The following is a 23370-nucleotide window of genomic DNA, read 5'->3' on the forward strand; positions in this document are numbered from 1 at the left end:
ATCACGTTCTTTATACAGAACATTATCTATATTATAGTAAAGAACTATTAAAATTGATAGACAAATACTAGAAAAATAGAAAAAGGGCTATCCATGTGATAGCCCTTTTTCTTATTATCTTTCTTCACCTGCTGTTTGTTGTGCATCAAACGTCCAATTTAATTGTAACTTATCGCCTTGGAATTGATTTTGATCTTTTCCATTATCAACGAACTCGAATTTCACTTTGAATTTATCAGATTTACCTGCTGAAATACCTTTTTCATCCCAGAACCAAGCCGATAAATCATTATCTACAGCTGTAAGTGTGTCACCTTTTAATTTATCTAAAGTAGTTTGTTTCACAATTGTCTCATGCTTATCTACATTTTTTAAGAATGTTACTTTAATATGTTTACCAAAATCATCTTTATTGTCTTTCTTTACATCTTCTACATTATAATCTGTTTTCAGTAGAACCTTTTTAATATTTAAAGAGCCTTTATTTTCTAGTTTAAATTCTTTTTCAATTGTATCCCCAGGTTTTAAATTCGATACGTTAACAACTGTTGATGGATTTAATGCTAAATCCAGTGTTCCAGCCGCAAATGTATTATTTGACACTTCTTTATCACTGAAAAATGCAAATGTTCCTCCACCAACTAAAGCTGCTCCTAATACTGCTGATGTAATACCCATTCCTAATTTTTTCTTTAAAGTCATGTCCATATCCCCTTAATATATATTTGTTAACTTCCTAAACGGAAAGTATAACCAAACGAACTAGACGGATTGTTCTACTTTTTTATCTTTCTTTTCTCCGTCAATGCTACGAATAGCACCAAAAATAGAAATCGCGGAATACCCAAGTAAAAAGACTCCTGGAATAATAAGAAGCAATGCTGCTCCCGCTTTTGAATTCGCATAATTCAGTAAATAACCAACATACGGAACTGTAATATCTGCATACTTTCCAACTACATTTTCTGCAAGTACTGGCTCTAAATCTGGTCCGTTGTTGTTATCCCCTTTTGTTTCATACATTACTTTTCCATTTGTATCTTTCACACCGATAATACGGTGAGTGATAATTTTTTGATCTTTCTCTTTAAAGGTAATAACATCACCTTTTTGATATTTAGAACCATCTTTGTTTGGTTCTATTGCAATGATTGATCCTGTTAAAAACGTCGGCTCCATTGATCCTGAAAGAACGCTCTTAAATTGATATCCCATCACTGTCGGATCACCACCGCTTGCTTTTGAAGAAATAACTACAAAAGCTAAAAAAACCATCAATGCAAATAAAACAAATGAGATCGCGTTGCTAATTATCTTCCATATTAATTTCATCGTCTCTCTCCCTCTCCGTTGTTTTATATTATTTGAAGTATGCAATATCCACTTTGTTCTTTAACAAGAACACAAGTAAATGATATAACGAACTTTAAGTTATTGCAATAAGAAAATTTACAATTATTAGTTATTTAAAATATAGAAAAAAGACTGTGCCAAAATTTTACACAGTCTTTTTATTAGTAATTTATTTACCTTCTGATTTCATTCCTTTTGTATTTCGGCGCAACACTACATATAAAATTGCTCCAAATAATATAATCGCACCTATCCCAACACTTATTACTTTCACATTTGAGTCTTTTACTTCAGGCATAGTTGTATCTTTTTTAGGCATCGTAAAAGTGACATCTTCTGTTGAAAGAACATTTACCGTCGCAATTGTTTGATTATTTTTCGTAATATCAACTGCACCAACTACCTCACCACGATGTATTCCTTTATGATATAAAGATTCTTTATCTAATGAAGCCGCCCGGAAAATAGTTTTCACATTTTTCCCTTCATCTTTCTTAAGCATAAGCTCCGCACTTTGTTCCAACTCAGAATTAACATCTTTATTTAAATATGTTGTTTTTTGATGCCAATTATGTTTATCAAGCACCATTTGCTTCGTAAATTGACCGAAAGAATATTCCGCCATCTGCTTCAAATCTTCATAAATTTCAGGTCTTTGAGAAGCCATTACTACGCTTATAATACGATTTCCATCTTTCTCATTTAATAAAACAAGTGTATTACGTGCTTCATTCGTAAACCCTGTCTTACCGCCAATGCTATATGGATTTTCAAAAAAATTAGATTTATTAAAAATAGACACCGTCTGCCTAGACGTCGTAACTGTCGTTCTTTTCGTATTCATCGCTTGTAAAATTTCAGGATACTTTTGCACACCCTTCGTAATCATAGCCATATCATACGGCGTCGTATAATGGTTCGGATCATGCAATCCATTCGGTGTTACAAAGTGGCTATCTTTCGCCCCTAATTGCTTCGCTTTCTCATTCATCATATTAGCGAAATTCTCAACACTCCCGCCAATCCGCTCCGCAATCGCATACGACACATCATTCGCACTCAGCACCATTAAAATCATAAGCGCAGTATTTCTATTAATTGTCTCTCCAGGTTGAAACTCAATTTGATAATTACTCTTCTCTTGATCTAATGCTAATTGTGAAAATGTAAATTGATCCTCTGGCTTTGTATGCTCCATGAGTAAAATCGCTGTTAACACCTTCGTCGTACTAGCAGGAAATGCGCGGTGATATGCGTTTTTGTCATACAAAACATCTCCTGTTTTTGCATCAATTGTCGTTGCAAACTGACTAAAAACATTCGGTCCTTCCGCAGGTGGTGGTGCAACTTGTTCTGGATTTACTCCAATATTCGTCTCAGCACGCAATGTTATGGGCGTCAAAAAAAACGAACAAATAACTGTAATAAAAACCAAAATTTTCTTAAAATTTACCATATGACTCTCCCTTTTCCATTTACTCCTTAACAAAATAATAAATCTACCAATCATATGTAATTTGTATTATATTGGAAGAATTTTCACTATTTTTTACTATATCATACTTTTACGATAAAGAACATAAATATACAATAAAAATAAGAAGGAATTACTCTTTCTTATCCTTCTCATCAATCAACGAATCTATTAACTTTTGACTAGCTTCCTCGGGCGTAATCTCATCTGTTATTCCCATAAACGACCAACCTTTAGAATCAACCCACTCAACAAACTCTTGTAAAAATTCATCATGTGTAACATCCACATCAAGAATCGATCCATTAATCGAAATCGTTCTATTTTTAGACACGCGCATCTTGAACGTTTTTCTTACCATTACAACTTTTCTCCCTCTACTTCTGAATATTTATAAAGTGAAACTTTCATCAACCCTCACGAATCGGACTTTTACGGGCATTCCGACCCGAACCTAACTTCTTTACTTTTGCTGAATTTCGAGGTAAGGGATCTTACTGCCCGCAAATAGCGAGATAAAATAATCATGTATCTCTGTTATACATGATTTTCAGTAAATTGTAAAAAGGATATATTGGCCAATTGGTATATTGAAACTGAAAATCTATCATTCTGCAAAAATATCAAATGATATGTAATTGTTCATAAATGACTGAATAGATTCACATAAAAATAAAACAACTTACATTTTACCACACTAAATACAAATGACTTTCTTACAATGGAATGGAGTATACTAGAAGAAAACTTAAAATGAGGAGGAACCTCATGACGCGTTGTACGTATTGTAAAACGAAGTGGACAATAAAAGATGTATGGGCAATACTCGTGACATTTGAAAAGGATTGTCCGTATTGTTTTATGAGACAATATCTATCAAAGAAAACGGTGAACGCTATGCCAGAACTTATAAGCTTACCTTTACATTTCTTACTCCCTTTTCTTGTTGATTTGAGTGCTGAAGGTCCTTTGGATTGGTATCGTAAATAATATAACCACTACATCCAAAGACTACTTTCTACTAAATTCGCTTCTCATCATTATTCCTTCATACATTACTAGCATAATCGCTTATACTTTCCCTTTTGAAGATTCTGTAGCTCAGCAGGAAGAGCGTCCCCTGAACAAGGTTTATCAATTATGACTTTAATAAACGATGATATATGCATACTGTTAAGCATAAAAAATTAGCATTAAGTTCCACTCAAATATTAATTGAAACCCCACACTCCATTTAATCTGTAATCTAGAATACAAGCAGTGTTTTTTATTATGCATTTTTGCATACAGTATTATTTTCTCTTGTAAATAGATAATAATGTTATATAATAAAACCAACGTTTTACCAATAAAAGGTAATAAGAAGTGGTGGAATAAGTAAATAACCAAAGCGTATTAACAGATTTGTTCTATGTAAATCATGATACATATATGGAATCAAAACTATGAAATTTTATGTAGTGATTAGATTACTACAAGATGAAAGATTCATAGCGAATACACTTAAGGAAAAAACGTTCCATTAGATTAATGTGATATCTATCGAACGAATTGAGAATATACTTAGGGGGAATTTCAAGTGAAAACATTTGGTAAAGTATTATTAACTGGCGCATTAGCTTTAGGCGGTTTAACGGTTATGAACATTGAAACACCAAAAGCACATGCTGACGAATGGGATGGTTGTCATTACATTTGTGGTCCTGGTGAAACGGTGAACGGTGTTACAGTTCAGGTACACTCTACACAAGTTACTTTTGGTAACAGCGTAATTGCAAGAATTACAAATGACCGAGCTGAAGAAATTCATTACAATGTCAGCCTTGAAAAGAAATATGGCGATAGATGGGGAGAATTTGAAACCAACTTCCGTTGGCAAAATCAATGGGTCCCAGCTGGAAGCAATGATGAAATTGCAACTTTCACAGGATATGGCGATGATATTTATGAAGATGGAACATATCGTTATAAAGTCGAAATAAAAGGCGCTGACGGTTCTATTGATACAATTTACACAGCAGGAATGACAGTTACAGGACGATAGCTTATGAACAAGCTCCATTATTTATGATTGTATTTTTGAAAATATCATTGATAATTGCGTTGATATTATTATTAAAATAAGCTCTTCGGGGCTTATTTTTTTATACAAAAATTAGAATATGAATATTCATAAAATTACATCTTTACACCATTAAAGTTTGTTGCTATTATAGGAATACATCAAATGTTACAATACTCAACAAATTGTACAAATTCTCCGATTACACGAATGAAATGAAAATACATTGCTGATGGTAACATTTATAGTTGGGATCCCGTAGCTCAGCAGGGAGAGCGCCACCTTGACAGGGTGGAGGTCGTGAGTTCGAGCCTCTCCGGGGTCATATGAAAAACCCCTTGATAGTCAAGGGGTTTTCTTTATGTAGCAAATAAATGATTATTATTAAAACTAAATTTTTCCCTACTTCTTTTCTCCATTTTGGAGAAAGACATAAATTATATTAATTATCGCTCTACGTTGTTCGCTAGAACTCGATTCTTTACTCTCTTTTGGGAGCTTTTTAAAATTCTCTTTGAAAAATAGCCTAATACAGCAATTTTTATATTTATTTATATAAATTTCTCAACAAAAAAGATCTACACAGTTTAACTATGCAGATCTTTGTAAATTTAAGTTTAGAAATGAATAGACGAATCCTATTTTTGCCCTAATTTGATTGCCTTTTTGATATTACTAAATGCACCTTTACCATATATTAATACGCCACCGCGGTAAACACGACTCGTTAAACCAATCATCATACATATTGTTGCAATTAGAATTGCTAATGCAAGCGCAATCTCCCATACTGGGATATTGAGGAATCCAATTCGTACAAGCATAACAATAGGAGTGAAGAAAGGTACATAACTAGTAATGGTAACAACCATGCTGCTTGGGTTTGACATTCCATAAATTGCTATATACAAAGCAGCAAGTAACATAAACATCAGCGGCATAACAGCTTGAGAAGATTCCTCTATACGCGTAATGATAGAGCCAAATAGACAAGATAATGAGCCATATAATAAGAATCCTAATGTGAAGAATAGAATCCCATAAAACACTAGAGTTGGAGCAACAGAATTTAAATCAATACTATTTAAAATATCATTTTTCGAATCATTAATTGCTGTTTTATATCCAACAGTTGCGACCAAGCCCCAAATTATGATTTGCGTAATACCAGCCAATAATGTTGAGAATAGCTTCGCATATAAATGTTTGGTAGGCGAAATACTCGAAACAACTAACTCCATAACACGAGAAGATTTCTCTGTTGCAACATCTGTTGCTAATTGTGCAGCATACATTAATATCATTAGATAATTTAGCATGATAAAGACATTAATTAAAATCCCTACACCCTCAGTATGTTCTCCATCTTTAACCTTATCTGAAACCGTTTTGGTATGAATTTCTACTGGCGTTGTTAACACCTTTAATTCATCTTGAGATAGATTCAATTGCTGGGCGAAATTAGAAGATTGTATTTGAGATAAAATCGTTTGAACCTTGCTAACATCTTGCTGATTTACATCCGTCTCAGTTATATACGTAGCCTTTAATTGTTTATTATTCAATTCCTCTACAACGATTGCATATGTATAATCACCATTTTTAACACCTGATTCTGCTTTTTGCTTATCCGTGCTACGTTTAACTTGTATCTTACTATCGACATTTTTAAACACTTGATGAATGGTTGAATATAATTCTTCTTTTTCTGTAACAACAACAACTTGATCGTCCTCGTTACCTGCAAACAAGTTATAAATCTTGTCAAAATTCATCAATCCTATAATTAACATAGAAACTATTATTGTAATAGCAAAATATGATTTTGATTTCACTTTAGATTTATAGTTTTGTAAAAAAATTGTCCAGAAACTATTCATTTTGTGCACCTACTTTCGCAATAAAGATATCATTTAATGTAGGCTCTTCTACTGCAAACTTTTTAACATACCCTAATTTTGTTATCTCTTTAAATAAAACATGTGAAACTTCTTCATATGAAATTTTAAGAGTAACTGCATTTTTACGTTTCTTCATACTTTCTACACCTTTTATTTCTTTCAAATGGTCAAAGTTATGATCGCCAATGATTACAACGTTCTTTTTACCAAAATCACTTTTAATTTTGGTAATGTCACCCTGAACAACAGGTACACCTTTGTGCATAATACAAATGTGTTGGCATAACTCTTCCACATGTTCCATACGATGTGAACTAAAAAGAATTGACGACCCTTGTTTTTGCATATCAAGAACAGCGTCTTTTAACATTTCAACATTTACTGGGTCTAAACCACTAAATGGTTCATCTAAAATTAAGAGTTCAGGCTTATGTATAATCGCTGTTATCAGCTGGATTTTTTGCTGATTGCCTTTAGAAAGTTCTCCTACCTTTTTGTTCAGATGCTCAGTAATATTAAAACGCTCCAGCCAATAGTGAAGTTCTTTTTCTGCATCTTTACTTTTCATGTTCTTTAGTTTTGCAAAAAAGTTAATTTGTTCTTTGACAGTCATTTTCGCATAAAGACCACGTTCTTCTGGTAAATACCCAATTTTATCTGTAACACCATAATTTATAGGTTTACCATTCCATGAAATGGTCCCACTTGATTTCGATAAAAGTCCAAGTATCATTCGAAATGTAGTCGTTTTACCTGCTCCATTCCCGCCCAAGAATCCAAATATTTCACCTTTTGGTATCTCGATATTCAAATTATTCACTGCAACATGCTCGTCAAATTTCTTTGTTAAATCTTTAATTAGTAAACTCATTATCCACACCCTTAATTCCCAAGATGATTTATTTATACAATTGTATATCCATAGTCAACCACAATATTTTGCCCTCTAATGGCATCGCTTTTATCAGACATTAAAAATAAAATGACATTTGTTACATCTGAAATTTTAACAAATTTTCTATATGGAATTTTTTAAATAACTTATTTCCTTCAAAGGACTTCAAATAGCTTTCGTTATTATCGTTTATACTATAGGACAGTGGTATACAATTCACTGTAATTATTCATTTTTTATCTTTCAAAAATGAATAATTACCAACAAATGTTATATTTCGCATTATAAGGTTAGCATAAGATTTAAAATATTTAATATGCAATTTTGCATATTTTAACATTCCTAATTATTTACATAGTGTTTGACCATCTTTATTTAAAGCAGCCCCCACATTCACAAAATTCACTTAAAACAAGAATTTGTTTATCCATACTTTTTCTATAATTTTTCATGAAAGAACTGAAATTAATTAGTACCCCCTGTTAAACACCTAAATCTGATACTTAAACTAACTAATCTTCCTCTAATAAATTGTTTTCTTATTTGACTTCACAATTAATAATACCCAGCAGGTATAGTCACAACATCTTCGTACACCTCCTCATTAAAGCTGAAGGAACACTAATTAAAATCTGGTCCAGAAACTTTACCTTTCTACGTTACAGGATCCGCATAAGAAAACATAGAATACAGTACCTCCTCTGTTACAACTAGCTGTATGTCATAAACCAAAAAATCATAATATAAAATTTATAGAATTAATTTCTTGAGTTCAAACCTCTCCAGGTTCATAAAAAAGAGACACCATATCAACCTTCTACGTGATATGGCGTCTCTTTTTTATCTAATTCAATTACTTCCCACCAAACATCTTCTCCAAAGACTTCGCATTTGCAAACAATACTTCTTTCAAGTTATCGTCAGCAACGATTTTATAGTCGCCATCTTTGTCTTTCTTTAAGTTCAATGTAACTTCGCGAGTTGCCATTGCTGCATCTTTATCTGCTAAGTTTTTGACGATAGTTGATGTCATTGTTTTTTCGATTGCTTTTTCAGATTGTTCTTTGTCTTCACTAAAGGCACTAGCGAACGCCATTGGCATAACTTCTCCCACTGCTTTTGTTACAGCAACGGATAGATCAGCAGATGTAATTTTCACTTTCACTTCTGCTTTGTCATCCTTTTTCGATACTTCTTCTAGCTTTTCAAATTTAAAGGTTTTTGTAATTGCACTTAGCATTGCTTTTGCCTCAGCATCATCTGTTTTTTCATTTAGTTTATTAAATTCCTTGTCACTCTCAACAAATGTACGAGCCTTTTCTACATCACCTTTTTGTATCGCTGTTAAAAATTCTTCTGTAGTATCTTTCGGATTTGCACACCCTGCTAAAACAACTGCTGTTAATCCTACTACCATCATTAATAGCAATAATCTCTTTATCTTTTGCACGCTCATTCTCCTCTTATCTTTTCTAGTAAGTCAGCATTATATAATAGTATGAAACTGACATTACAAACATTTTTTAGTATATCATTTATATGATTCGTTTTCTATTAATTCCCAAAAGATAAAGGGCCTTGCAGCATTCCTACAAGACTCTTTATCTATTAATCCGTATCCGTAGCACAAATGAACCACATTTTCTGTTCCCTACTACCCGCCACCATCCACATACTCCAATCAAAAATCATAAGCAATAACCAAAGCGATATATTAATAGCAGTAAATAATAAATATAAAATGAAATCTCTCTTTTGCATTGCTCCTCTATTCATCAAAATGTAAGCGGCACCGATAGGAGGAAAAAGACAAATATTTTTCTTAACGACCACGGATACAAAGTTACTGTCTGCATATGAATCCCCTTTTCATCATAATACTTGCTTCAACATCGGCCTCACTACCCTATATTCATCACTATAAGCTTCCTTTATGATTAAAGGCGGGTAATCACTTTTTTCTTCCTCAATCATTGTGAATACTTCTGTTTTCTCTTGTAATGTATTAGATTCTCTATTTTTAGTAGGTTTTTTACTTGTTTTAATTTTCTTTGTTACTTCGCCAAGTTTTTGCCCAACTTCTTCTACTTTGGCAGGTTCATTCGTAACATAGTATTCTTGTTCGTTCCATACTAATATAGGTGGCACTTGTTCTCTTTTGTTACATATTATATAAGTAGTACTAGCTACAAGTAGTATACAAGTTAATAAATAGAAGATAGTTTTTTTATTCATATACTACACTCCTTATCTATCATTTCATTGGATTATATAATACAAGTTATTTATAGTAAATGGATTTAGTGGTAATTTTTAGGTTTAACAATAAAGAAAAACCTTACCAAAGTAAGGTTCCGTTTTTACATTCTATAGTGACTGATTAATTAATACGATCATTACAATAATTGCTATAAGCATAACAACTAAACAGCCGATTAATTTATAAAATCCTCGCTTCGTTAATGTCCCACCTTGAACGTCTTTACGAATAAATAAGAATACGGCTAAAAATAATACAAGCCCAATGCCAAAAGCATACATCATTTGCATATGTTAATCTTCCTTTCTCTCCTCCATCTTAAAATCTTTTTGCTAAAACAACAAATGAGATAAAGACGGTACTCATTGTAAGTGCCATAAGTATATTCAATAATTCAGTAGCTGATAGTGTAAGTATTTTTAAGTTTAAGCCGATAGAGAAAAGAAGATAATATGCCGTTAATGCAAAAAAGGTTACAAACATTCCTTTATAACGAATCAGTTTCATTCGCTCGTCTTTTTCTTTAAATTGCGGATGCAAGTAGCTTAGACAGAAACACATAATCATCATCCCCAGCAATGGATACGTTATGGCTGGCGGTGCAGAATGCGTCATTATACCTGTTAATATCATAAATCCACTCATAAATAGAAAAATAATCCCCATAATTACAAAGTACTTTTGTGAATAATTCATCCCTATTCCCCCTCTTCTTTTCCTTCATAAATAAATACATGTTCTATTGTTGTCTGAAATGTTTTCGCTATTTCAAATGCTAGCGGAAGTGATGGATCGTATTTCCCTTTTTCAATTGAGATAATGGTTTGTCTGGAAACTCCAAGTTTCTCAGCCAACTTTTCTTGAGATAGTCCAAATTTTTTTCGGTATTCGACCATTTTATTTTCCAAGGAAATTTCTCCCTCCTTCCATATACCGAGTATATACGTAAAGGAAACTTTACGTCAAGTTCCCTTTACATATATTTTGATTATTATTCACGCTATTTATATAGAAGAAACTTTTTTAAATTTCAGCACGTCTATTTTGAAGCGAAACACGGAACACTGTAAATAACTGTTACTATATCTCCTCACTTCTTTTTTTAAAATTTAATATCTCCATATTTGTTTTATCCTTTTAAAATATTTCATTTATTTCTTTATTTCACGAAATGCGTTATTTGTTTTACGGTGTTTTTCGTCATATTTATAGAAACTAACTGTTTATGGAGCATTTTTTATGTTTAGCAACTTTTTTTGTAGAAATCCTTCACTTTCCTTTTAATATTTAACACTATCTAAATAAAGTTTACGATAAATTCATAATTTTTTATTTTTTATACTATATTCCGTTATATTGTTGTATAATATCTATGAAAGCGCTTATTATTTCAATATACATAATTCAAACTGTTTTTATCGAAACATTCTAACTATTATACCTATATTTAAATGCAACAATTATAGCTATTAGTATAGGCATACCAAATATATCCACCCCATTTTTCTGTAAAATTACTTTATAACATGAAAGATTAACTTGGGTGATAAGTTATTGTGAATGTTTTTTTACAAAACAGATAAGTAATAGTGTTTGGTATTATGTAAATTATTGTAATAACATAAGAGTAAAGAAAAACATTTACATTGATTATTGATTCATTACTTATTGAAAAAGAGCAAAATGCACCTTTGTATGGAAAAGGATTATATGCATTGGGAGGTTTAAACAAATGACGAGGAAGAATACAACGACAAACCCTTGGGCCAAGTTCCACGGTCCGAACCTTGGTTATGTTATTGAGCAGTATGATCTTTACGTAACTGGAGCAGGTTCTGTTGATCCGGAATTACAAGAGCTTTTTGAAATTTTTGGAGCTCCTTCGTTTCAAGATGATGTCGTAACAGGGGACAACACAGCAACACATTTTTCTCCTCAAAACACAGGTAACATTGAAAAAATTCTTAAAGTCGTTCAACTTGTTGAGCAGATTCGTTCTTTCGGGCACACGTTGGCTCACATCAACCCGATGGAAGATGCTGCAAATGGACAATCTCTTCTTGAGAAAGCAATGAACGAACTGAGCGATGCTGACTTGAAAGCGATTCCAGCGAAAACGGTATGGCAAGATGCACCAGAAGGTATTCACACTGCACTTGATGTAATTCATAGATTAAAAGACGTTTATACAAAATCTTTAGCTTATGAATTTTCTCATATACAAGATAGTGAAGAACGCGCGTGGTTGCATCAAATGGTGGAATCAAATTCATTGCGTCAACCACTATCAAATAAAAAACGAACTGCTCTTTTAAAACGTTTAACAGCTGTTCAAGGTTTCGAGCAATTCTTGCATAAAACATTCGTTGGGCAAAAACGTTTCTCTATCGAGGGCGTTGATATGCTTGTACCTGTTTTAGATGAAATTGTTCTAGAAGGTGCTAAGAACGGCGTAGAGGATGTCATGATTGGTATGGCTCACCGCGGTCGCCTAAGCGTACTTGCTCACGTATTAGAAAAACCATATAGCCACATGTTTGCTGAGTTCAAACATGCAAAAATAGAAGGCGCAGTGGCTAATTCAGGCTGGACTGGCGACGTGAAATACCATTTAGGTAGAGAACAAGTCGTTAGTAACGAAGAAGTTAGTACTCGCGTTACATTAGCAAATAACCCGAGTCATCTTGAGTTCGTGAATCCTGTAGTAGAAGGTTTCGCACGTGCGGCTCAAGAGAATCGTAAAAAATCTGGTCTTCCAGATCAAGATACTTCAAAATCATTCGTAATTTTAGTTCATGGTGATGCTGCATTCCCTGGTCAAGGTATTGTATCTGAGACACTCAACTTAAGCAGATTGAACGCGTATCAAACAGGCGGAACGATTCATGTTATCGCAAACAATGCAGTTGGTTTTACGACTGATAGCTATGATTCTCGTTCTACGAAATATTCAAGTGACCTTGCAAAAGGTTTCGATATTCCGATTGTTCACGTGAATGCTGATGATCCGGAAGCTTGTCTTGCAGCTGCTAACCTTGCGATTCAATATCGCATGTTGTTCAAAAAAGACTTCTTAATCGATTTAATTGGTTACCGCCGCTACGGTCATAACGAAATGGATGACCCGGCAGTTACGCAACCACAAGTGTACAAAAAAATTAAAAACCATCCAACTGTAAGAGCAATTTATGCAGATCAATTACAAGCTGCTGGTGTTCTAAATGCAGATGAGGTTGAAACAATTACACAGTTTATACAAGAGCAATTAAAATCCGACTATGCACAAGTACCACCAGCTGATACGAGTGATGCAACAATTCACGTTAAAGTACCAGATGTTGTTGCAAAAGGTATTCAGTCAATTGATACTGGCGTTGAGATTGACTCACTTCGTGCAATTAATGAAGGTCTACTATCTTGGCCAGAAGGCTTTAACGTATATCCGAAAGTGAAGAAAATTCTTGAGCGCCGTAAAGATGCTCTTGAAGAGAACGGCAAAATTGAATGGGCACTTGCTGAATCATTAGCATTCGCTTCTATTTTACAAGAAGGTACGCCAATTCGTTTAACTGGTCAAGATTCACAGCGTGGTACATTCGCACACCGTCATATCGTATTACACGATACTGATACAAATGAAACATATTCACCATTACATCGCTTACCAAACATTAATGCTTCATTCTCTGTTCATAACAGTCCGTTATCAGAGGCTGCTGTTGTTGGTTACGAATATGGTTATAACGTATTCGCTCCAGAAACTCTTGTTATGTGGGAAGCGCAATATGGTGACTTCTCAAATACTGCGCAAGCATTATTTGATCAATATGTTTCAGCTGGAAGAGCAAAATGGGGTCAAAAATCTGGCTTAGTTCTTCTATTACCACACGGTTATGAAGGTCAAGGACCAGAGCACTCTAGTGCACGTCCAGAGCGTTTCTTACAGTTAGCTGCTGAGAATAACTGGACAGTTGCAAACTTAACGAGCGCGGCTCAATACTTCCATATCCTGCGTCGTCAAGCATCTATCTTAGGAACAGAAGCTGTTCGACCATTAGTATTGATGACGCCGAAGAGTTTATTACGTCACCCACTTACGCTTTCAACTGCTAGTCAGTTAAGCGAAGGACGTTTCCAACCTGCTTTAGAACAAGAAAACCTTGGCATGAAACCAAATAAAGTAAAACGTCTTGTTTTAAGCACAGGTAAAATGGCGATTGACTTAGCAGCAGAAATCGAGTCTGGTAAACATGAGTACAACTTAGACGAAGTTCATGTCGTTCGTATTGAGCAATTGTACCCATTCCCTGCTGAGAAAGTTCAATCTATTATTAAACGCTTTAAAAACTTAGAAGAAATCATTTGGGTTCAAGAAGAACCTCGTAATATGGGCGCATGGCATTACATGGCTCCAATTCTGTTCGAACTTGCTGGAGATAAAGTGAAAACAGGCTACATTGGACGTCCTGATCGCTCTAGTCCATCTGGCGGCGATCCATTCGCTCACAAAGCTGAGCAAGAACTAATTGTTGCACATGCTTTAGATGTGAAGTATAACTTCCGTCAAGATAAACAAGAAATTGAAGTTTACAGCAACTAAAAAGTAACAATGAAGCTTTCTAGCTTGTTCCTTGGGCAGATATTCTGCCCAAGGCCAGGCTAACAAATGGAGATTACCGAAGACAAAAGAAGAAAAAACACACCGTTAGGCAAATAAGGGGAGGACATTTAAAATGATCGAAATTAAAGTACCTGAGCTTGCAGAATCTATTACTGAAGGAACTATTTCACAATGGCTTATCAACGTAGGCGACAAAGTTGAGAAAGGTGGCAGCGTTGTTGAGCTTGAAACTGATAAAGTCAATGTAGAAATCATTGCAGAAGATTCAGGTATTGTATCGAAGTTACTAGGCGAACCTGGGGATACAGTTGAAGTTGGTGCAACTATCGCAATTTTAGATGCTAATGGAGCACCAGTTGCAGTAAGTACACCTGCACCAGTGGCTGAGCAACCAAAACAAGAAACGACTGAAGCACCGAAAGCTGCGGCACCAAATGCTGAGCAAACTGCAACACTACAAGGGTTACCAAATACAAACCGTCCTATCGCATCACCAGCTGCTAGAAAAATGGCTCGTGAATTAGGAATCGACTTAAACGACGTACGTAGCACAGACCCACTTGGACGCGTGAGACCACATGATGTACAAGCTCATGCTGCAGCACCAAAAGAAGCACCAGCTGCTCCAAAGAGTCCAGCTCCTGCTCCAGTTGCAAAAACGGAATTCGAAAAACCAGTTGAGCGCGTGAAAATGTCCCGCCGCCGTCAAACAATTGCAAAACGTCTTGTAGAAGTTCAACAAACATCTGCAATGTTAACAACATTTAACGAAGTTGATATGAGTGCGATCATGGAATTACGTAAAGAACGCAAAGATGCTTTCGAGAAAAAACATGATGTACGTCTTGGCTTCATGTCATTCTTCACAAAAGCAGTTGTTGCAGCATTAAAACAATTCCCATTATTAAATGCTGAAATTCAAGGTGACGAGCTTATCATTAAAAAATTCTATGATATCGGTATTGCAGTAGCAGCTCCAGATGGATTAGTTGTTCCAGTTGTACGCGATGCCAACCAATTAAATTTCGCTGAAATTGAAAGTGAAATTCGTGAATTAGGTAAAAAAGCACGTGACAACAAACTTTCATTAAAAGAACTACAAGGTGGTACATTTACAATTACAAACGGTGGTGTGTTCGGTTCTCTAATGTCAACACCGATCCTAAATAGCCCACAAGTTGGTATTTTAGGAATGCATAAAATCCAAGTACGCCCAGTTGCAATTGATAACGAGCGTATGGAAAACCGCCCAATGATGTACATTGCTTTATCTTACGATCACCGTATTGTTGATGGTAAAGAAGCAGTTAGCTTCCTTGTTGCTGTTAAAGATATGCTTGAAGATCCAAAGTCATTATTATTAGAAGGTTGATAGATTAAAAATCTATTAAAGGCTGTAGAATGAATCATTCTACAGCCTTTTTTTATTGTGTTCATACGGGACAAATTTCATGACATAAGGTAATAATGTATGCCTAAACGTAAGGAGGATTAAAATGAATAACCTTCCAATTCATGCAAAACTTAAAGTAAATAAGGATACTTTCTTCCTCCCCGATTCAAACGGGGGTGTCTATTTTCGAAATAACGCCAGTTCATTTCGTATGGACGGTGATGGAATTTATGATTGGATTGAAAAATTAATGCCAATGTTTAACGGGAATTATTCTTTAGCCGAAATAACCGATGGCCTCCCTCTCCCCTATCAAAACCGTGTATTTGAAATTGGAGAGATTTTATATGAAAATGGTTTCGTTCGCGATGCAAATCAAGATGCACCTCATGAATTAAACAGTACATTACTCGACAGATATGCTTCACAAATTGAATTTTTAGAAGCTGATTCTCATTCAGGTGCTTTAAAGTTTGAAACATACCGCGGAGCAAATGTCCTTGTACTTGGTTCTGGGGATATGCTCACTTCCTTAGTTTCTTCTTTATTAGAATCTGGTTTACCTACATTTCATTACCTCGTTACAGATCGGAATGAAACAAACTATGACAGAATACATGAGCTAATAGAACGTGCATATGAAGTTGATAACAGTGTACTCCTTCAAGAAATCGATACTACAATTGACCGTCCCTTGCGTGAAGTATTCGAACCTTTTGATTGGATTTTATATGTTTCTCAAAACGGAGACATTGACGGTTTAAAAACAGTTCACACTATTTGTAGAGAAACGAAAAAGAATTTCATACCAGCTATTTGTTTATCAACACTCGGTATAGCTGGACCTGTCGTAACAGAAAATCGTGATGAATGCTGGGAATCCGCATGGCATCGGCTACATGAAACGACTTTACAAAATGAAAATTCATCGGATTCCTTCTCACCAATTACATCTGCCATGTTAGCAAATGTAATTGTTTTTGAATTGTTTAAACATGCCGCGGATGATTCATATCGTGAAAAAGAATCACAATTCTTTTTATTAAACTATGAAACACTTGAAGGAACGTGGCATCCTTTTATAAAACACCCTCTTGCAACTGATGAAAGTTTTACAATTGATACGATAGAAAATATTTCTGAAAAACTTGAGCATCGGTATGGCCAACATACTTCAACTGATGTATTCCGCTTTTTCGATTCATTAACTTCTAAAGAAGCCGGTATATTCCATGTATGGGATGAACAAGATTCATATCAATTACCATTATCACAATGCTATATTCAAGTAGCTACTCCACTATCAGATGGCCCAGCTCCCCTTCTGCCTCTTATGACTCGTAGTGGATTGACTCATAATGAAGCACGCCGAGAAGCTGGTTTAACAGGAATTGAAACATATGTAGCAGAAATCATTCACCGCCTTATTCCTGAACATAACAATATCGGTATCGGTGCTGGAGAAACGATGACAGAAGGATTTTACCGGGCACTACAACAACATTTAAACAATAAACTGTATGAGCGGCAGTCACATATTCTAGAGGAACTTACAACTGTTGATTTAATTGATATTCAAGATAAACATTGTAGATTTTATTACGATGCTCTCTCTACAATCCATGAAACACCTAAAATCGCAATGAGTGAAGAGATTCTCAGTTTTCCAGTCGTTTGGGTTGGTATAAATGATAGATGGTACGGTGCATCTAATATTAATATGACGTTAGCGTTACGAAACGCACTACAACTATCACTCTTTCACGTTCAAAATGAAGAAATTCCTTACAGAGCTAATATCTTGCCTGAATCCTCTATTATTTTATATGACACAGATTCTTTTAGAGTGGAAATACAAGCGGAAGAAGAAATTCCAAGTGTGCAATCTTTACAGCTTGCCTTACAGCATTTAGAAGAACATAATTTTTATCCCTTCGTGTTCGATTTAGCAATCGAACCATTTTTGAAAGAAAACCTAGACGGTGTGTATGGGGTATTAATTGCAAAGGAGGACGGTTTATGATTCAAAATATATTGCTTATAGGAGATGGCCTTCTTGCAGACTATGTACATGATCAATTATGCAAACAATATTCCATCATTCGTCAGCAGACCCTTACAGAAGAACTTCCTGAAAATATTCATCTCGCTCTCGTATTACATGACGGATCTCCTTCTACTATTCATCATGATGCCGAACTTATTTTTCGCTCAAATCATATTCCATGGCTTCGTGGTTTCACTTCATTTGGCGAAGGTATTATCGGTCCTTACATTCATCCTCTTACGCCTGGATGTTCCCATTGTTCTGATGGACGCCGTTTTATCGCTGGCTTTGATCAAAAAGAAATGTGGGAACTACAGCGGAAATATGCCTTTAAAGCAGATAATGTAACGAGACGTGACGTACGTGCCACCCAAAATGGAATGTTGCAAATGTGCCATCTTATTTGCGCAGAAACAGGAAAAATATTAACTCATAACCATTCTTCTTTAGAAAATGAACTTATTTTACTAAACTTACAAACATTACAATGTACGCGGCATTCTTTTCTTCCAGATCCTCTCTGTCCTGTATGTAGTAATTTACCTGATGATACTGCGGATGCGGCGGAAGTTTCTTTACAACCGAGTTTAAAAGTAAGCACCGAAACGTATCGCTGCCGTTCCATTCATGAGCTAAACACATTTTTAACGAGAGACTATTTAGATTATCGGGTCGGTATGTTGAACGGAAAAATGCAGCATTCTGTATTACCATTCGCTGACGTCATTATAAACATGCCATTAATGTTCGGAAATGAAGGTGTTGCGGGACGAACTCATTCATTTGCAGTGAGTGAAGCAACTGCTATTTTAGAAGGTTTAGAACGATATTGCGGTATGTCGCCTCGAGGGAAAAAGACAAATGTGCATGGTAGTTTTCATGATTTAGAGGAACATGCACTAAATCCCCTCACACTCGGTGTCCATACAAATGAACATTACAATCGTGATAACTTTCCATTCAAGCCGTTTGATCCTGATTATGAGCAAAACTGGGTATGGGGATATTCTTTATCACAAAACAGACCGCTTTTAGTTCCTGAATCAATTGCTTATTATAGCCTTGGTCATCGAGATGCTTTCGTGTATGAAACATCAAATGGATGTGCAATTGGCGGTAGTTTAGAAGAAGCGATTTTTCACGGCATTTTAGAAATAGTAGAGCGTGATGCCTTCTTACTCACTTGGTATGCCGAATTACCTCTTCCCCGCCTTGATCTTAGTTCAGCAAATGATACAGAATTACAATTAATGATTCAGCGGTTACGTACGATTACCGGATATGAATTACACGCTTTTAACGCGACGATGGAACACGGCATTCCTAGCTTATGGGTAATTGCAAAAAATACGCGTGAAAATGGAATGAACGTTGTTTGTGCAGGAGGCGCTCATTTAGATCCTATTCGAGCCTTAAAAAGCGCCATTCAAGAAATAGCAGGCATGTTACTTATAACAGACGATGAGCTCGAGCACAAAAGAGAATACTACGAAAAATGCTTACAAGATCCTTATTTCGTTAATAAAATGGAAGACCATAGTATGCTGTATGGATTGAAAGAAACAGAAGAACGTCTTCACTTCCTTTTACGGGAAGATGCACCGGTGCAAACGTTCCAAGAAATGAATGTATCACAATCATTTGATATGGATTTAACATCCGATCTCCACCAACTTTTAAATCGTTTGCATCAATCTAATCTTGAAATAATCGTTGTAGATCAAACCGTTCCCCTCATAGAAAAGAATGGATTACATTGTGTAAAAGTTATTATTCCAGGCATGCTACCGATGACGTTTGGTCACCATCTTACTCGAGTTACAGGACTGGACCGGGTATATACCGTACCGATGACACTTGGATATACAGACGAACCTTTAACGAATGAAAGATTAAATCCACATCCACATCCGTTTCCATAGTAAAGGAGGGATTTCATGCAGCTAGATACTTTTTTACATCATCTCCATTTCTCTATTGACGAAATTATGCCGAATCATGAGGTGGACTGGAAAGACGCACCGCTTCCTTATAAATTATATCGAAATGTTCCTACCATCCCGCTCTCCTTAGAAATCCCATTATCTTTATCGAACTCTTCTACTACACCTACTTTAGATGAGATTGGTCACTACCTTTGGTATTCATTTGGTGTAACACAATTATGTCAGCTAAATAGCGAGAGAAATGTATTACGTAGATCCATTCCTTCAGGCGGTGCCTTATACCCGAATGAATTGTATATCTATTTAAAGATTGACGATTATCCAGACGGCATTTACCATTATGACGCCGCGCATCACCGACTTATTTTACTTCGCGAAGGAAATTTCGATTCTTATTTGGCAGACGCACTCGGTAATCGCTGTAATATACATGATTGTTTCGGTGCTGCATTCGTATCCACTATGTTTTGGAAAAACTTCTTTAAATACAATAACTTTTCATATCGACTTCAAGGATTAGATAGCGGGGTTCTCATTGGACAATTGCTAGAATGTGCAAAACAGTTCGGTTATACGAACGGCGTATACTTTCAATTTCTAGACCGTGCACTGAACCATTTACTCGGATTGTCAGAAGGTGAAGAAAGTGTGTATGCCGTTATTCCTTTAAGTACAGAACCAGAAACTAATTGGTTTCACAATAATTACCGTGAAAATAAAATAGTTACTTCTCATGAGTTGTTGCAACAAATTCCGCCGCTCGCACATGAACATTTCGTTCGCTCAAAACATGTAGGTGAATATCCGATGATAACAAAAATAAATGAAGCTTCTATGATCGAATCGACAGCACACTTCCAAACGCTACATCATGAAGAGCACTATCAACATAATACGTACGCTGTACAGCTACCGAAAGTAGAACGGTTATCGTATGATTTCCTACAACTTTGTAAAAAACGATATTCTCCTGATGCGGACTTTATTTTAACGAAATGGGATGCAGCCGAGCTCGCTACTTTACTACAAGAAGCGAGCCTCTCCTTCCCCTATTACAACGACCTTGACGGTAAGTATACAAAAGAAAATGCACGCGTCTCCTTATATGGATGTTTTTATAACGTGAAAAATATTGAAAACGGAGCTTACGCTTATAACAGTAAAACACATTTCATACAACCAATTCGGTATGGAGACCTTCGCTACCCACTTCAGTCTAGTATGACGATGGATAACGTAAACCTTTTTCAAGTACCACTTTGCTTACATGTAGTCGGACAGAAAGATTACTATACACGTGCATTAGGCTATAGAGGATATCGCATTCACCAAATGGAAGCTGGTATCCTCGTTCATAAACTCGTTTTTGCAGCGACCGCTATGGGGATGGGCGGGCATCCTTTACTTAGTTTTGATACAAATGCATGTGATCAATTGTACGGAATAGATGCTGGGAATGAAACATCTCTTATTCAAGTTCCAGTTGGGGCATATCGGGCGCGGAATTGGTTAAAAGGGGCTTTGCATAGTTAGAAGTACGCCGTCTATCGGCGTGCTTTTTTTAAAGGATTTAATTTATAAAAAGCGAAATGAGTATATATTCTTACATAAAAGGAGAATTTAACTTGAGCATTTTACAACGGTTAATTCAGCAAGCAAAAAATCCTAGCGGAACAATTGGTTCCTCCATGCTTTGTATTATGAACGCTGCACATACGAGATTAATAAATTGGGCATTGCAGAAAGTACATATAAAGACAGATGCAGTCGTATTAGACATCGGCTGTGGTGGAGGCAAAACCATACACACTCTTTCAAAACGAACTCCACTTGGGGAAATATATGGAATTGATTACTCCGATCAAGCTGTGAAAAATTCTATACAGACGAATGCAAAAGATGTTCAAAAACAAAAAGTAATTGTTCAACAAGCAAGCGTTTCTTCTATTCCACATCATACGAACTTCTTCGATCTCATTACCGCCTTTCAAACTCATTATTTTTGGCCTGATGTTGAACAAGATATAAAAGAAGTATTTCGCGTCTTAAAACCGGACGGCTCCTTTTTATTAGTAGCTGAAACTTTCAAAATTCAATATCATATGAAGAATTTTAACACGACCGAAGAACTAATAAATCTCTTTTATAAAACAGGATTTACAAGTGTACAATGTTACGAAGAAAGAGGTTGTCTTTGCGTAATAGGAATTAAATAAAAAGCAGACCTCAAAGGGTCTGCTTTTTCACTAGATTAACTTAAAAATACTCTTAATTTGTCTAGCAAATAACCAATTTTTCGTACCGTAGTTATCATTTAAACTATCTAAATTGATAGATTGTCCGTTAGCAAACTTTAATTCTAACGTAGTATTTTTGTCATTTGTTTTTAAGTTACTATTTGTAATGGCATCATACTTTAATTTTTCAATCTCAACATATTCGTCTTTTTCTTGTCCAATCACGACATGGTCTTGGAAGAAGAAAAAGACTTCTACTTTTTTACCGAAACAAAATACATTTTTCGTATAAATTAATGTCGCGTTATCAAGTCCGACACATACTTCTTTCATTTCTTCCACAACGTGTCCAAAGTCTTCTTCATGTCTTGCATTTGATTCAGCAATCCATTCTTCGATTGTTTTCATGTTAATTGCCATACTGCGCCCCCTGGTTCGTTCATTGCTTCGTTTAAAAAATAAATACTATATGAAAATATAAGCGATACGTAATATGTTTTCAAGGGGAAACGGTATATTCAAAATAAAGTGAAACTTTAATCAGTGGGGTCTTACTGTCCGCAAATAGCGGGATAAAGTTAAATTTCAAAGTAATATAAAAGGAAAACCAATTTCATTAAATTTTAAACGTTTGAACGAGACATTCTTCATCATCAATTAACTGCTCTCTCTCATCAAATTCTATGTTCAGTTTTTTATATACTTTCTTCCAAAACGACACTGCTGGTACATTTTTTAGAAGTTCGATAACGAAATATTGTCCTCTTTTCTCTTCTAGTAAATTCTCAACAGCTTGTTTACCTATTCCTTTTCCTTTATATTGATTCAATATGAAAATATCATTAATACCAAAATCATTTTCCTTCTTCAAAAACGGACGTTCCAGTAGTAATAAGAATCCTACAATACTATGATCAACTTTTATAAAATACGGCGTGATTCCGTCATTTTTCCAAAACATATGCAAATCTTTGTATCCAAAAAAACCATCGGCTCCGATAGTTATATTCATAGTGAACTTAGAAAGATCATGAAGATATAATGCGTACAAATTACGTAATATTTCTTTTTCTGATTCTTGAACTTTTTGAAGTGCTACAATCATAAAAAAACTCCCCTTCCTCATATGTAACTATTTCCTGATCCTCTTCATTCGACAAAAATGATAATTCCCCTTTAAC

General features: G+C 35.2%; 22 protein-coding genes, 1 tRNA gene and 1 pseudogene. 9 read left to right on the plus strand and 15 right to left on the minus strand.

Annotated features, from left to right (window positions below):
* Positions 1-114: 114 nt before the first annotated feature.
* The 4 genes from ACTFR8_RS07785 to ACTFR8_RS07800 all read right to left on the minus strand — a co-directional run bounded on the left by ACTFR8_RS07785 (position 115) and on the right by ACTFR8_RS07800 (position 3188).
* Complete coding sequence (locus ACTFR8_RS07785; protein WP_000172854.1) at positions 115-702, minus strand: CalY family protein; 588 nt, start codon at positions 700-702, stop codon at positions 115-117.
* Between the two features lie 60 nt (positions 703-762).
* Positions 763-1332 (minus strand): signal peptidase I SipW, encoded by a 570-nt coding sequence (gene sipW / locus ACTFR8_RS07790; RefSeq protein WP_000767792.1) that lies wholly within the window; start codon positions 1330-1332, stop codon positions 763-765.
* Between the two features lie 190 nt (positions 1333-1522).
* Positions 1523-2809, minus strand: coding sequence for a D-alanyl-D-alanine carboxypeptidase family protein (locus ACTFR8_RS07795; protein WP_000247029.1), 1287 nt, complete (start codon positions 2807-2809; stop codon positions 1523-1525).
* Between the two features lie 151 nt (positions 2810-2960).
* On the minus strand, positions 2961-3188 hold the full coding sequence (locus tag ACTFR8_RS07800; RefSeq protein ID WP_000251856.1) for a hypothetical protein: 228 nt from the start codon (positions 3186-3188) through the stop codon (positions 2961-2963).
* A 407-nt stretch (positions 3189-3595) separates the two neighbouring features.
* Between ACTFR8_RS07800 and ACTFR8_RS07805 the strand changes: the two genes are divergently transcribed.
* From ACTFR8_RS07805 to ACTFR8_RS07815, 3 genes are all read left to right on the plus strand, one after another.
* Positions 3596-3817, plus strand: a complete 222-nt coding sequence (locus tag ACTFR8_RS07805) for a hypothetical protein (protein WP_000196288.1) — start codon at positions 3596-3598, stop codon at positions 3815-3817.
* A 589-nt stretch (positions 3818-4406) separates the two neighbouring features.
* The gene (locus tag ACTFR8_RS07810; protein ID WP_000846655.1) at positions 4407-4871 is read left to right on the plus strand and encodes a hypothetical protein; all 465 of its coding nucleotides are present in this window, start codon (positions 4407-4409) and stop codon (positions 4869-4871) included.
* A 270-nt stretch (positions 4872-5141) separates the two neighbouring features.
* Positions 5142-5214, plus strand: a tRNA-Val gene (locus tag ACTFR8_RS07815).
* A 313-nt stretch (positions 5215-5527) separates the two neighbouring features.
* On the opposite strand, the gene ACTFR8_RS07820 is transcribed toward ACTFR8_RS07815, so the two are convergent.
* The 9 genes and pseudogenes from ACTFR8_RS07820 to ACTFR8_RS07860 all read right to left on the minus strand — a co-directional run bounded on the left by ACTFR8_RS07820 (position 5528) and on the right by ACTFR8_RS07860 (position 10853).
* On the minus strand, positions 5528-6769 hold the full coding sequence (locus ACTFR8_RS07820; RefSeq protein ID WP_001084160.1) for an ABC transporter permease: 1242 nt from the start codon (positions 6767-6769) through the stop codon (positions 5528-5530).
* Positions 6762-7661, minus strand: coding sequence for an ABC transporter ATP-binding protein (locus ACTFR8_RS07825; RefSeq protein ID WP_100619447.1), 900 nt, complete (start codon positions 7659-7661; stop codon positions 6762-6764). The genes ACTFR8_RS07820 and ACTFR8_RS07825 overlap by 8 nt, the downstream gene beginning before the upstream one ends.
* A 32-nt stretch (positions 7662-7693) precedes the next feature.
* A complete protein-coding gene (locus tag ACTFR8_RS07830) occupies positions 7694-7819 on the minus strand; it encodes an SDR family oxidoreductase (protein ID WP_369333003.1) in 126 nt (41 codons plus the stop codon).
* A gap of 719 nt (positions 7820-8538) precedes the next feature.
* Positions 8539-9135: a DUF4878 domain-containing protein gene (locus ACTFR8_RS07835; protein WP_001169504.1), complete on the minus strand. Its 597-nt coding sequence runs from the start codon at positions 9133-9135 to the stop codon at positions 8539-8541.
* A 158-nt stretch (positions 9136-9293) separates the two neighbouring features.
* A pseudogene (locus ACTFR8_RS07840) lies at positions 9294-9541 on the minus strand (hypothetical protein).
* A 16-nt stretch (positions 9542-9557) separates the two neighbouring features.
* Positions 9558-9920 carry a hypothetical protein gene (locus ACTFR8_RS07845; RefSeq protein ID WP_044584234.1) on the minus strand — a complete coding sequence of 121 codons (363 nt, stop codon included), beginning with the start codon at positions 9918-9920 and terminating at the stop codon, positions 9558-9560.
* Between the two features lie 132 nt (positions 9921-10052).
* Positions 10053-10235 (minus strand): DUF3976 domain-containing protein, encoded by a 183-nt coding sequence (locus ACTFR8_RS07850; RefSeq protein WP_001178294.1) that lies wholly within the window; start codon positions 10233-10235, stop codon positions 10053-10055.
* 28 nt (positions 10236-10263) lie between these two features.
* The gene (locus ACTFR8_RS07855) at positions 10264-10641 is read right to left on the minus strand and encodes a permease (RefSeq protein ID WP_100619446.1); all 378 of its coding nucleotides are present in this window, start codon (positions 10639-10641) and stop codon (positions 10264-10266) included.
* Positions 10642-10643: 2 nt separating this feature from the next.
* Positions 10644-10853 carry a helix-turn-helix transcriptional regulator gene (locus ACTFR8_RS07860; protein ID WP_000428506.1) on the minus strand — a complete coding sequence of 70 codons (210 nt, stop codon included), beginning with the start codon at positions 10851-10853 and terminating at the stop codon, positions 10644-10646.
* 824 nt (positions 10854-11677) lie between these two features.
* On the opposite strand from ACTFR8_RS07860, the gene odhA reads away from it, so the two are divergent.
* The 6 genes from odhA (at position 11678) to ACTFR8_RS07890 (ending at position 22168) form a co-directional block, all read left to right on the plus strand.
* A complete protein-coding gene (gene odhA, locus ACTFR8_RS07865) occupies positions 11678-14545 on the plus strand; it encodes a 2-oxoglutarate dehydrogenase E1 component (RefSeq protein WP_252209899.1) in 2868 nt (955 codons plus the stop codon).
* A 133-nt stretch (positions 14546-14678) separates the two neighbouring features.
* Positions 14679-15938 (plus strand): 2-oxoglutarate dehydrogenase complex dihydrolipoyllysine-residue succinyltransferase, encoded by a 1260-nt coding sequence (odhB, locus tag ACTFR8_RS07870; protein WP_000569926.1) that lies wholly within the window; start codon positions 14679-14681, stop codon positions 15936-15938.
* Between the two features lie 124 nt (positions 15939-16062).
* Positions 16063-17982 carry a putative thiazole-containing bacteriocin maturation protein gene (locus tag ACTFR8_RS07875; RefSeq protein ID WP_252209897.1) on the plus strand — a complete coding sequence of 640 codons (1920 nt, stop codon included), beginning with the start codon at positions 16063-16065 and terminating at the stop codon, positions 17980-17982.
* Entirely contained in the window at positions 17979-19928 is a 1950-nt protein-coding gene (locus ACTFR8_RS07880) for a TOMM precursor leader peptide-binding protein (protein WP_053513408.1), read from the plus strand. Before ACTFR8_RS07875 ends, ACTFR8_RS07880 begins: the two co-directional genes overlap by 4 nt.
* A gap of 15 nt (positions 19929-19943) precedes the next feature.
* Positions 19944-21485, plus strand: a complete 1542-nt coding sequence (locus tag ACTFR8_RS07885) for a SagB family peptide dehydrogenase (protein WP_252209896.1) — start codon at positions 19944-19946, stop codon at positions 21483-21485.
* Positions 21486-21577: 92 nt separating this feature from the next.
* Entirely contained in the window at positions 21578-22168 is a 591-nt protein-coding gene (locus tag ACTFR8_RS07890; RefSeq protein ID WP_000025747.1) for a class I SAM-dependent methyltransferase, read from the plus strand.
* 30 nt (positions 22169-22198) lie between these two features.
* On the opposite strand, the gene ACTFR8_RS07895 is transcribed toward ACTFR8_RS07890, so the two are convergent.
* On the minus strand, positions 22199-22609 hold the full coding sequence (locus ACTFR8_RS07895) for a DUF3908 family protein (RefSeq protein ID WP_000996782.1): 411 nt from the start codon (positions 22607-22609) through the stop codon (positions 22199-22201).
* A 196-nt stretch (positions 22610-22805) separates the two neighbouring features.
* Positions 22806-23294, minus strand: a complete 489-nt coding sequence (locus ACTFR8_RS07900; protein WP_097994907.1) for a GNAT family N-acetyltransferase — start codon at positions 23292-23294, stop codon at positions 22806-22808.
* Positions 23295-23370: the final 76 nt, after the last annotated feature.

It is taken from the genome of Bacillus cereus group sp. MYBK15-3 (assembly GCF_051916765.1).
Classification (GTDB): Bacteria; Bacillota; Bacilli; order Bacillales; family Bacillaceae_G; genus Bacillus_A; species Bacillus_A cereus.

Coding starts and splice junctions, on each gene's coding strand:
- ACTFR8_RS07785 (WP_000172854.1), bottom strand. CDS start 702: ATGACTTTAAAGAAAAAATTAGGAATGGGTATTACATCAGCAGTATTA.
- sipW (WP_000767792.1), bottom strand. CDS start 1,332: ATGAAATTAATATGGAAGATAATTAGCAACGCGATCTCATTTGTTTTA.
- ACTFR8_RS07795 (WP_000247029.1), bottom strand. CDS start 2,809: ATGGTAAATTTTAAGAAAATTTTGGTTTTTATTACAGTTATTTGTTCG.
- ACTFR8_RS07800 (WP_000251856.1), bottom strand. CDS start 3,188: ATGGTAAGAAAAACGTTCAAGATGCGCGTGTCTAAAAATAGAACGATT.
- ACTFR8_RS07805 (WP_000196288.1), top strand. CDS start 3,596: ATGACGCGTTGTACGTATTGTAAAACGAAGTGGACAATAAAAGATGTA.
- ACTFR8_RS07820 (WP_001084160.1), bottom strand. CDS start 6,769: ATGAATAGTTTCTGGACAATTTTTTTACAAAACTATAAATCTAAAGTG.
- ACTFR8_RS07825 (WP_100619447.1), bottom strand. CDS start 7,661: ATGAGTTTACTAATTAAAGATTTAACAAAGAAATTTGACGAGCATGTT.
- ACTFR8_RS07845 (WP_044584234.1), bottom strand. CDS start 9,920: ATGAATAAAAAAACTATCTTCTATTTATTAACTTGTATACTACTTGTA.
- ACTFR8_RS07850 (WP_001178294.1), bottom strand. CDS start 10,235: ATGCAAATGATGTATGCTTTTGGCATTGGGCTTGTATTATTTTTAGCC.
- ACTFR8_RS07855 (WP_100619446.1), bottom strand. CDS start 10,641: ATGAATTATTCACAAAAGTACTTTGTAATTATGGGGATTATTTTTCTA.
- odhA (WP_252209899.1), top strand. CDS start 11,678: ATGACGAGGAAGAATACAACGACAAACCCTTGGGCCAAGTTCCACGGT.
- odhB (WP_000569926.1), top strand. CDS start 14,679: ATGATCGAAATTAAAGTACCTGAGCTTGCAGAATCTATTACTGAAGGA.
- ACTFR8_RS07875 (WP_252209897.1), top strand. CDS start 16,063: ATGAATAACCTTCCAATTCATGCAAAACTTAAAGTAAATAAGGATACT.
- ACTFR8_RS07880 (WP_053513408.1), top strand. CDS start 17,979: ATGATTCAAAATATATTGCTTATAGGAGATGGCCTTCTTGCAGACTAT.
- ACTFR8_RS07885 (WP_252209896.1), top strand. CDS start 19,944: ATGCAGCTAGATACTTTTTTACATCATCTCCATTTCTCTATTGACGAA.
- ACTFR8_RS07895 (WP_000996782.1), bottom strand. CDS start 22,609: ATGGCAATTAACATGAAAACAATCGAAGAATGGATTGCTGAATCAAAT.
- ACTFR8_RS07900 (WP_097994907.1), bottom strand. CDS start 23,294: ATGATTGTAGCACTTCAAAAAGTTCAAGAATCAGAAAAAGAAATATTA.